Origin of the sequence: uncultured Gemella sp. (genome assembly GCF_963519265.1) — a bacterium.
Lineage (GTDB): Bacteria > Bacillota > Bacilli > Staphylococcales > Gemellaceae > Gemella.
The window spans coordinates 1-10,571 of sequence record NZ_CAUQNQ010000048.1 but is presented as its reverse complement, the minus strand read 5'-3'; the positions used below and the strand labels follow the sequence as shown (position 1 = coordinate 10,571).

10 protein-coding genes and 1 pseudogene are annotated in these 10,571 nt (G+C 29.5%); 1 reads left to right on the top strand and 10 read right to left on the bottom strand.

The genetic code is table 11. The features are described 5' to 3' along the window. Nucleotides 1-244: 244 nt before the first annotated feature. The 10 genes from RWN11_RS05760 to mbhE form a co-directional block, all read right to left on the bottom strand. A complete protein-coding gene (locus RWN11_RS05760; RefSeq protein WP_314160818.1) occupies nt 245-1,078 on the bottom strand; it encodes a metal ABC transporter permease in 834 nt (277 codons plus the stop codon). Further along, the gene (locus RWN11_RS05755) at nt 1,071-1,799 is read right to left on the bottom strand and encodes a metal ABC transporter ATP-binding protein (protein ID WP_314160816.1); all 729 of its coding nucleotides are present in this window, start codon (nt 1,797-1,799) and stop codon (nt 1,071-1,073) included. Before RWN11_RS05755 ends, RWN11_RS05760 begins: the two co-directional genes overlap by 8 nt. Before the next feature lie 774 nt (nt 1,800-2,573). Then, nucleotides 2,574-3,917, bottom strand: coding sequence for a phosphoglucosamine mutase (gene glmM, locus RWN11_RS05750; RefSeq protein ID WP_314160815.1), 1,344 nt, complete (start codon nt 3,915-3,917; stop codon nt 2,574-2,576). 292 nt (nt 3,918-4,209) lie between these two features. Next, entirely contained in the window at nt 4,210-4,578 is a 369-nt protein-coding gene (locus RWN11_RS05745) for a monovalent cation/H(+) antiporter subunit G (RefSeq protein WP_314160813.1), read from the bottom strand. Beyond that, on the bottom strand, nt 4,565-4,855 hold the full coding sequence (locus RWN11_RS05740; RefSeq protein ID WP_314160812.1) for a monovalent cation/H+ antiporter complex subunit F: 291 nt from the start codon (nt 4,853-4,855) through the stop codon (nt 4,565-4,567). The genes RWN11_RS05745 and RWN11_RS05740 overlap by 14 nt, the downstream gene beginning before the upstream one ends. Then, a complete protein-coding gene (locus RWN11_RS05735; protein WP_314160811.1) occupies nt 4,848-5,345 on the bottom strand; it encodes a Na+/H+ antiporter subunit E in 498 nt (165 codons plus the stop codon). Before RWN11_RS05735 ends, RWN11_RS05740 begins: the two co-directional genes overlap by 8 nt. Nucleotides 5,346-5,347: 2 nt before the next feature. Beyond that, a complete protein-coding gene (locus RWN11_RS05730; protein ID WP_314160810.1) occupies nt 5,348-6,829 on the bottom strand; it encodes a proton-conducting transporter membrane subunit in 1,482 nt (493 codons plus the stop codon). Further along, nucleotides 6,822-7,181: a Na(+)/H(+) antiporter subunit C gene (locus tag RWN11_RS05725; protein WP_003147003.1), complete on the bottom strand. Its 360-nt coding sequence runs from the start codon at nt 7,179-7,181 to the stop codon at nt 6,822-6,824. The genes RWN11_RS05730 and RWN11_RS05725 overlap by 8 nt, the downstream gene beginning before the upstream one ends. Further along, nucleotides 7,181-7,606, bottom strand: a complete 426-nt coding sequence (locus RWN11_RS05720; RefSeq protein ID WP_314160809.1) for an MnhB domain-containing protein — start codon at nt 7,604-7,606, stop codon at nt 7,181-7,183. The genes RWN11_RS05725 and RWN11_RS05720 overlap by 1 nt, the downstream gene beginning before the upstream one ends. Further along, nucleotides 7,596-9,962: a hydrogen gas-evolving membrane-bound hydrogenase subunit E gene (gene mbhE, locus RWN11_RS05715; RefSeq protein WP_314160808.1), complete on the bottom strand. Its 2,367-nt coding sequence runs from the start codon at nt 9,960-9,962 to the stop codon at nt 7,596-7,598. The genes RWN11_RS05720 and mbhE overlap by 11 nt, the downstream gene beginning before the upstream one ends. A gap of 391 nt (nt 9,963-10,353) precedes the next feature. Here mbhE and RWN11_RS05710 point away from each other — a divergent pair. Beyond that, a pseudogene (locus RWN11_RS05710) lies at nt 10,354-10,571 on the top strand (purine-nucleoside phosphorylase); the annotation flags it as partial.

Below are 10,571 nucleotides of genomic sequence, written 5' to 3'. Positions count from 1 at the left end.
ACTTAATTTTTTAAAACCTAATTTTTTCATATTATAGGCCTCCTTTATTATTTATTTGTAAAAACAAAAATAAAATAGATTTACATAACTAATAATAATCATTATCAATTAGAACTCCGTAATAACTCCTCTAAACAAACTTATTTGGAAGTATTTTATTTTTTATAAGTTTATTTAAAGGGGTTATTTATATTTAATTAGATTGATACTATTTTATTATTTGTATATTATTACCAAAATTATATTATTTTTTATGTTTAACAAAGCGTTGTTTTGGAGCAATAAAGAAACTTATTGCAAAAACAATAGCAGATGTTAATACGATACTAGATCCAGCTGCAATATTGAATGAGTATCCAATAAACAATCCAAGTACTGAGCAAGATGCACCAATTGTAGATGATAAAAATATCATTGTTTTTAGGCTGTTAGCATATAAATACGCAGTAGCAGCAGGTGTAATTAGCATAGCTACAATCAGAATTGTTCCAACACTTTGCATTGCTGTAACAGATACTAGGGTTAATAATATCATTAGTAGATAGTGATAGAAGTTAACTCTCATTCCCATCGCCTTAGCTAGTAGTTCATCAAATGAAGTTAGTAGTAATTCTTTGAAGAATAACTTGATAACTAAAAGCACGAATACTCCAACACCAATAGTAATATACATATCGATATCTTGTACTGCTAATATGTTACCGAATAAGATATGGAATAAGTCTGTAGAACTTTTTGCAACACTTATCAAAATTACACCTAATGCTAGGAATGAACTGAATGTAATTCCGATAGCTGTATCACTTTTGATTATCGAATTACCTTTAATGAATGTAATGATAATCGATGCTAATAGACCAAATACGATTGCACCAATAAAGAAATCTATACCTAAAATGAATGATAGAGCTACTCCAGGAAGAACTGCGTGTGAAATCGCATCTCCCATAAGAGACATACCTCTAAGTACTATAAAACATCCTACAGCACCTGCAACTATCCCAATAACAATGGCAGTAATAAGTGCATTTTGTAAGAAATGAAAACTATAAAGTCCATCAATAAACTCTTTAATCATTAGTGTCACCTCCCATAAAGAATAGGTCAGTGCCATATGCTTTAGTTAAGTTTTCTCTTGTGAAAGTTTCTTCTGTACCACCGTATGCAATAATTTCTTTATTAAGAAGAAGTATAGTGTCGAAATATGAATGAACTTTTCTTAAGTCGTGGTGTACTATTAATATTGTATGTCCTTTATCACGAAGATTTCTAAGTGTATTCATGATAATCTCCTCACTTACTGAATCGATACCAACGAAAGGTTCATCTAAGAATATATATTTAGCATCTTGTACAAGACAACGAGCTATCAACACACGTTGAAACTGTCCTCCAGATAGTTCACTAATTTGTCTATTAGAGAACTTCTCTAGACCAACTAACTTTAAAGCGTCATCAACTTTTTGCCAATCAGATTTTTTTAATTTTTTTAGTATTCCAATCTTAGAATATAAGCCAAGAGAAACACATTCTCTAACTTTTATTGGAAAGTTGTAGTCAATATTTATTTTTTGTTCGACGTAAGCGACATTGTCAAGATTTTCTTTTGCAATCTTGTCATCAATTTTTGAAATACCAGTCGAGGGTATTATATTCAAAACGGCTTTTATTAAGGTAGATTTACCAGCACCGTTAGGCCCTATTATACCTGTAATACCAGGTCCTTTAATTTCTAAATTAATATTAGAAAGGGCAGGAGTTTGGTTATAGGTAACATTTAAATTTTCTATCTTTATCATACTTGTCCCTCCTTATTTTATTTTGTGTTTATACATTAAAGTTTACCTCAGGAAAGAAAATAAGTCAAGTAAATTTTGTTGTATTCAGAAAAAAAACATGATGAAATCTAAAAAAATACATAAAAACAATAAGTTTTTGAGAAAAAAACATATAGAGGAAAATAAAAAAACCTACCTTACAAAAAATATTGTAAGGTAGAAATAAGGGAGTAAATATGAAAAGTCTTTATTATAAGCTAGGGAGACTTATAATAAAAGAACATATGAAGTAATATAACAATTACTTCACTTATTAGTATAACAGAAGTATATACAAAAAACAAGAGGAAAATAAAATTTTTTTTAAAAAATTGATATTTTTTTTTGGTAAAATATTAATAAAACTCGATTTACATAAAAAGATTAAAATTTTGATAATAATATACTATATTATTTGTATTTTAACTACAAACAACGTTAATATTATAGTAAAAAATAGCTAGTTTAAATTTACTGTAAAGATGTAAATATCTTGTGTATATATATACATTTTTAATGTACTAATTGTATAGAAAGAAAAAATTAATACAATATTAAGTAAATCATTATAAAGGAAATAAATTGAAATATAAAAAAATGTTTAAGGTAGTAGTGTATTTATCTAAGATGGTTGTGTAGCTACTGGCTTATCTTTTAAGTTGAATCATGTGTACAATTGTATACTAAGAGAATACAAAAAATAAAAAGAAGTTAGGTTATAAATTCTAACTTCTTTTTATAGTTTTCTTTTCTATGTTATTTTATTTCAAATTTTTCACGAACAATTTTAGCTACTTGTTCGCAATATTTATCAGTTAGCTCATTGCTACTTGCTTCCACCATTACTCGAATTAGGTTTTCTGTTCCAGATGCACGTAGTAAGATACGTCCATTCCCCTCTAATTCTTTTTCTACTTTTTCACATTCAGCTAGAATTTCGACATCCTCCATTGCAGCTTTTTTATCAACTACTTTAATATTAACTAGCTTTTGAGGATAGATATTAACTTCAGATGCTAATTCTTCAAGAGATTTTCCAGAAGTTTTAATTATATCTGCAAGTTTTACAGCTGTTAAAATACCGTCACCAGTAGTAGCATAATTCATCAGTACAATATGACCTGATTGTTCACCACCTAGTGAATAGTTGTTGTTTCGCATTTCTTCAACTACGTAGCGGTCTCCTACTGCAGTTTTAACAGATTGTAATCCATTTTCTTCAATTGCTTTGTAGAATCCTATGTTACTCATTACTGTAGAAACTACCATGTTATCTTTTAGTTCACCTTGTTCTTTAAGGTGTTTTGCAAGAATGAACATGATTTTATCGCCATCAACAACATGTCCTTTAGCGTCAACAGCTAAAACTCTGTCACCATCTCCGTCAAAGGCAAATCCTACATCTACGTTATTTTCTTTTACGAATTCAGAAATTGTCTCGATTTTTGTAGAACCTACGTTATCGTTAATATTGATACCGTTTGGTTGACAGCCGATAGTTTCTATATCAGCTTCTAAATCACCAAAAATAAAAGGAGCTACACCAGTTGTTGCACCATTAGCGCAATCTAATGCAATTTTAATATCAGATAAATCTCCAGTGATAGATTGTTTAATGTGTTGAATATATTTTTGTGTTAATTCGTTACCACTATATAATTTTCCAATTTTGTCAAAACTAGCGTTTTTTATTTGTTCAGAATTATCAATTAATGATTCTATTTCTAGTTCTTGTTCATCCGAAAGTTTGAATCCATCAGGTCCAAAAATTTTAATTCCATTATCTTGATAAGGATTGTGTGAAGCAGAAATCATAATTCCGCTGTCTGTCTCAATTGTTTTTGTTAAATAAGCAATAGCAGGAGTAGGTATAGTACCGACTGTCATTACATTGACTCCTGTACTAGTAAGACCTGCTGTTAGTGCTTGTTCAATCATGTCACATGAAATTCTAGTATCTCTACCAATTACTACTTTTGGATGTTCTTTTTTTTCAGTAAGTAATTTACCAAGAGCTTTACCTACTTTAAAACTCAAATCGGCTGTTAGTGATTCTCCTGCGATACCACGAATACCGTCAGTTCCAAAATATTTTCTCATAAAAAAATGACTCCTTGTTTTATAATCTATATGAATATTACTATATAAAATGAAATTAGTCAAGGTTTAGGGTTGTTTTAAGCGTTTTAGTGGGGAATTAATATCATATAAGCAATTATTTAAAATTATAAAATTAGATAGGTTTATCGCATAGAATATAAAAAAAGAAGCGACTTAAAATATAGATTGATTAAAAATCATATTTTCAAGTAGCTTCTTTTAGATTTGTAGTTGTTCATAAAGTTAAAGAGTGATTTATAATTTAAATGCTTTTAACTTTTTGATAATCTTATTAATTATTTAATTGTTCAATATCGTCTAATACTTTCTTAGCTTCATCTTTATTATTTTTAGAATATACATGTTTATTATATATTATTGCGCTTATAGATATCATGTGTGCTGAAACTGGAGCAGCTAAGAATAAGAATACTATTGCTAATAAAAATTTATATTCAAATACATGTAGATAACGATAGAAGTATATAAATCCAGCTATAAGAATTAATTCTATAGCGAAAGATCCTGTAACTCCTGCGGCATGTATTTTAGTTATTTCATCAGGTAATCTAATAAATCCTATTACTGTTGATAGCATTGCTATTACTGCGATTAAAATTAGAAGTATAATAATAATGTCTAAAATACTATTTAGTATCATCACTAAAGACCTCCTTTTTAGCTAAGAATCTAGCAGTAACAACTGTACCTACTAAACATATAATAGCTATGATAAGTATAAGTGAAATATAAGAAAAAGTTTTGTAGTACATACTAACTAAAACTATTAAGCACATCAGCGGCATAGCAAGTAGATCACTAGCTATTAATTTATCAAATATGCTAGGTTTTTTTATGATATAAATTAATAAGAAAAATATCATTGCAATACTAGCGAATATACCTAGTAAAATTGAATAGTCTAATACTTTATCCATTTAAATCAACCTCCAGTATTGCTTTTTCAAAACTATTTTTTATACCTTCAATCTCACCAGAAATATCATCAGTATCAAGGCAATGAATATGAAGTGTTTTATTATCATGACCAACATTGACTGTAAGTGTACCTGGTGTTAAAGTTATCATATTGGCAAGTAGTGTAATTTGCCAGTCTTTTGTTACTTCTAAAGGATATTCAAAAATAACAGGGTTAACATCAAGATCTTTTTTGAACATTAATTTTAAAACATTTATATCTGCTTTTAATAATTCAAACAAGAACATTAAGAGTAATTTTATCCATTTATAAACATAAATGTAGTAAAGTTGATCTCCTAGAATGTTTTTTGCAAATGTTTTTCTAAAGATGAATAGTAGCACCATACCCCAGAAAAATCCGACTGCAAAATATTCAGAATTATAGTTACCTGAAAAGAACGTCCATACTACACCAACTAATATATTAATTAAAAATTGTAGTGCCATAATTATGCTCCTTTCTTAAGTACTAAGTCGATATAGTGTTGAGGATTTAGTACCATTTGTATACCTTTATCGAAGAAACCATCTAATAGATTAGCGCTTACTCCGATAATAAGTGCTATTGCTACGATAGCAATAAGAGGAATTTGGACACCTTTTGGAAGAGGTTTTAAGATTAAACTCTTATTGATATTATCGTAGAATACATTTAAGAATATTCTAATTAAAGAGTAAAATACAACTAATCCAGATAATGCTACTAATATAGCAATAAATGTATTGTTATTTGTAACTAAACCTTTAATTATTAGTGCTTTACCATAGAAACCACTGAATGGTGGAACTCCTGCTAATGACAGAACTATAATAAAATATGTCCAACCAAGAAGAGGGTATTTATTGATTAATCCACATTTTTGAAGATATTTGACTCCGCTAACGTAAATTATTAATCCAACAACTATGAATAATGCAGCTTTTAGTAATATGTCGTTTACTGCATAGAGTAAAGCACCTTTAACACCGAAAGTATTCAGTGTTGCAGTTCCGCAAACCATAACTCCAAGAGAAATTACAATATTAAAAATTACTATTTGTTTTAAATCTTTTTGATAGATAGCTCCGATACAACCTGCTATGATTGAGACTGCTCCAAGTATTAATATATAAGACTTGATGAAGTTTGATTCATAATAGAACAATCCATATGTTCTAATTATTGAGTAAAGACCAACTTTTGTTAGCAGTGCTCCAAAGATTATTGAGATTGCAATTGGTGGTGCAGCGTATGATCTATTCATCCATGTGAATAGTGGGAATAGAGCGCCCTTCATACAGAACACAAATATCATTACAGCTCCGACAAGGTATAATCCACGACGATCAGCCATCGATGAGATTGTTTGAGATATGTATGCCATATTTAAGCTACCAACAATTGTGTAAAGATATCCAATACTAATAACAAATAAGCTACCAGCAAAGACATTCATTAGTACATAACTAATAGAAGATTTAAGTTGTTCTTTATTAATACCTACTAATAGTAGTAAGTAAGATGACATAAGTAAGATTTCATAGAAAACAAAAAGGTTAAATATATCACCTGTAGTGAAAGCTCCGTTTATTCCGACCATGATTAATAAGAATCCAGGATAGAAGAAACTAAGTTCTCGAACTTTATCAATTGTTTTAAATGAATATATCAATGTTGCAAGAAATACAACTGAAGATGTTGTAACTAGAACACTATTAAGTCCATCTAATGTTAAAGTAATACCAAATGGACTAGCCCAATTCCCCATCTCTAATATTAGTATTTGGTGTTTATTTACCATATAGATATTTAATATAGAAAATGCAAGAACAAGTAGTGTAGCCAATGTTGTTAATAAACGTTGCATTGCTATTCTTTTTCTAAATAATACCGTTATTGCTGCGAATAGAAGGGGGATAAATATAGGTATAACAGGTAAATTACTATGCATTATTTCTTTCCTCCTTCATATTTTCTACATCTTCAAGATCAATTACATTATCGCTTCCTTTTAATTTATAGTTAGCAATGTAGATTGAAATTAAAAGACAAGTTACTGCGAATCCGATAACGATGGCAGTAAGAATAAGTGCTGCTGGAATAGGATCTATATAATTTTTTCCTAGTTCTGAGATAATAGGAATATCGCCATCATATAAACCACCTGCGATAAGTATAATAAGGTTAGCAGCATGACCAAAAAGACCAACCCCAATTATTATACGCATCATACTCTTAGAAAGCATAAGGTAAACACCAAATCCAACAAGAATACCGCATAAGATAATCATATAAAATTCCATTATTTACCATCCTTTCCGAAAGCTAAAATTACCGACATAAGAACTCCAACAACTACAAAGTATACACCTAAGTCGAATATTGCAGCTGTATGTAATTCCATTTCTCCCATTATTGGAACGTGAATATGAGTGAAATGATGTTTGAAGAAATTCTTTCCGACTACAACACCACTAAACGCCGTACCAATAGAAAAAAGTAATCCAATAGCAGTTACATATACATAATTAATAGGAAGAAGTTTATTGACTCTATCTATTCCATATGTAAACATTGCTAGAGCTAATGCCATTGTACAAAGGAGTCCTCCGACGAAACCACCACCAGGAAGGAAGTGACCACCAAAGTACAAACTAAGCGAAAGTAAAAATATACATCCTGAAATAATTGCGGATAATGATTTTAAAATCATATCATTAGTTTTCATCTTTTGGTCCTCCTCTTTTAATGATTTTAAACATAGCATAAATGATTAATGCAACCATAGTCATAACTGTTATTTCGAACAAGGTATCAAATCCCCTAAAGTCCACGATAATAACATTTACTATGTTTCCTCCACCAGATGCTACAACATTATCAAAATAAAATTGACTAATTTCTGATGGATTTTTATAAGCGTAAGACACAAGTCCTACGATTATAAAACTAATACCAGTTAGTGTCGCAATTATTGCGTTAGTAAGTTTAAAACTTTGTTTTTCTACTTGTTTTGTTTTATCAGTTAATAGAATGAATGCTATTAAGAAAATAATAGTAGAAATTGATTCAATTACAAATTGTGTCATTGCTAAGTCTGGTGCTCTAAATGTAACATATAGTGCAGTCATCATAAATCCAATTCCAGAAGAAAGGATAATAAGTACTAGCCTATTATACACTGTAGTTAGAGCGACACAGCACACGACTATACATAGTCCTATGAAAATATTCATGTAATGAATTGTAGAAAAGTTATTAATTAACATAGGTCTACCGATTGCAAAGTAACCACCAATAATAGTTGCAGATAATACTACAAAGATATAACTCATATTTCTTCTAAGTTGATTTGTAACAAATGTATCATGAAGGGTACCACTTACTTTGTGTAGTAAGTTACCTAAGTTATTATATGTTCCATGAATAGAAATAATAGTAGGGTTTATACTATAGATTCCATTTCCACTTGCAAATAATTTATAAATTACAAAACTTGCAATGATAACAATAATAGAAGTAAGAAGTTCTATTGAGAAGAAACTATCATGATGGACATGAGTGATTACTTCGTTATTAGTTGTTTTTACAGCTAGGGCAGATTGTTGCGCTGGAATAACTATGTAATCTTTTATGAATGTGTTAATAATTACGAAGACTACAAGTATTATTGGTGATATAAAGATACCATTACTTGGAAGATGTAATTTCTTATTGCCCAGTATAGAGTTATCGAATTTACCTAAGAATGGTTTGAATGCTAATATTAACGAATAAATAGCAGTTCCTAAAGCTCCAATAACTACAGCTATTACGATAATCATATATAGCATACTCGATTGCGTTAATCCATAAACTACCGTTAAGAAGTATTCTTTTGAGTAGAAACCACTTAAAGGTGGGATTCCTGCCATAGAGAACCCAGCGATAATACTTAATATAAAGCTAAGTGGCATATATCTTTTGATACCACGAAGTTTTTCGATATCACGTGTATGGAATGAGTGATCAATAATACCAGTAATCATAAATAAACTTGCTTTAAATGCTGCATGGTTAATAATATGGAAACATACTGCATAAAATGCGAATGTATAAACGTAGTGATTATCGTTGTATAGACCAAGGTTAGCTATACCTATCATAAGAGTCATCATACCAAGTTGGCTAATAGTTGAATATGCAAGAATTCCTTTTAAATCCTTTAGGAATATTGCAGAAATAGAACCTATTAGCATAGTAATAGTCCCAAAAATGATAAGAATATTACCAAATGAAGAAGTAAATGAGAATACAATTCCAATTCTTAATAATAGATAGATTCCAGCTTTAACCATCGTAGCTGAGTGTAGGTAACTACTGATTGGTGTCGGTGCCGCCATGGCATCGGGTAACCAAATATGGAATGGAAACTGTGCTGATTTTGTAAATGCACCGAATATTATAAGAATCATTGCTACTACATATTTATTGTTGTATCCGTGATTTTTAGTAAATTCTATAATTTCACTAACGTTAAAACTTCCAGTAATATTATTTAAAACGAAAATTCCTGCTAGCATTAGGACTCCACCAAAGACAGTAATAATAAGTGATTTTAGTGCTCCTTTTCTAGATGCATCATTTTCGTGCCAGTAACTAATTAATAGGAAAGAAGAAACAGATGTCATCTCCCAGAACATATACATACTAAGCATGTTGTCAGATAAAACCACACCTAACATGGCTGACATGAATATTAGTAAAAATATGTAAAATTTATGTAATTTTTCATCTGTAATACTCATATAGTAACATGAATATAGTATTACTAGAGTACCAATTCCTGTAATTAGTAATGAGAATAGAAGTGATAAACCATCAAGATTTAGGTTGATATCAAGTCCTACGTTAGGAACAAATGCTAGTTTCTTATAGATTGTTCCACCTGAATAGATATACTTAAGATTTGAAATAAAATACCCAAACAGTATTAATGGTACAACTATAACAAATTTCCCAGTATGGATGGTTTTGAAGTTTTTCCTTAAAAAAGGTACGAAAAACATCGCAATTACTGGTAAAAAGACAGCTAATTGTAACATAAAAAAACCTCTTTCTAATTTATTTTTTTTATAACACTAATTATATAACAAAATAGCTTAAAATACTATTAATATTCAATTTTTATATAATTATTTTTCAATAGAAAATATCTAGTAAGATAAAAGAATATTATAGAGTCTTATGAAAACGGTAAAATTAAGTGTTAATTATTTTCTGAAAAGAGTTAATATAATTATATTAATTAAAAGAGTTGCTTATAGGGGGATGTGTGTTATAAAGAAGAAGTATATAATAAAATGTTAGAAGAAAATCGTTATTTTCAGAATATTCAACGGAAAATATAGATAATTATTTTTTTAATATCTCTTGTTTAAGGTGAGAAAAAAAGGTATAATAAAGTTATTAATATATTTACAGGGGGACTAACTGATGTCACATAAACAAACACCACATATTAAACCAAACGGAGTAGAAATCGCGGAAACGATTCTTTTACCAGGGGATCCTTTAAGAGCGAAATTTATTGCAGAAACATTTTTAGAAGATGTAGTTTGTTTTAATGAAGTGCGTGGTATGCTAGGATATACTGGAACATATAAAGGTAAAAAGATTTCTGTAATGGGAACAGGTATGGGACCAGCTAGTAT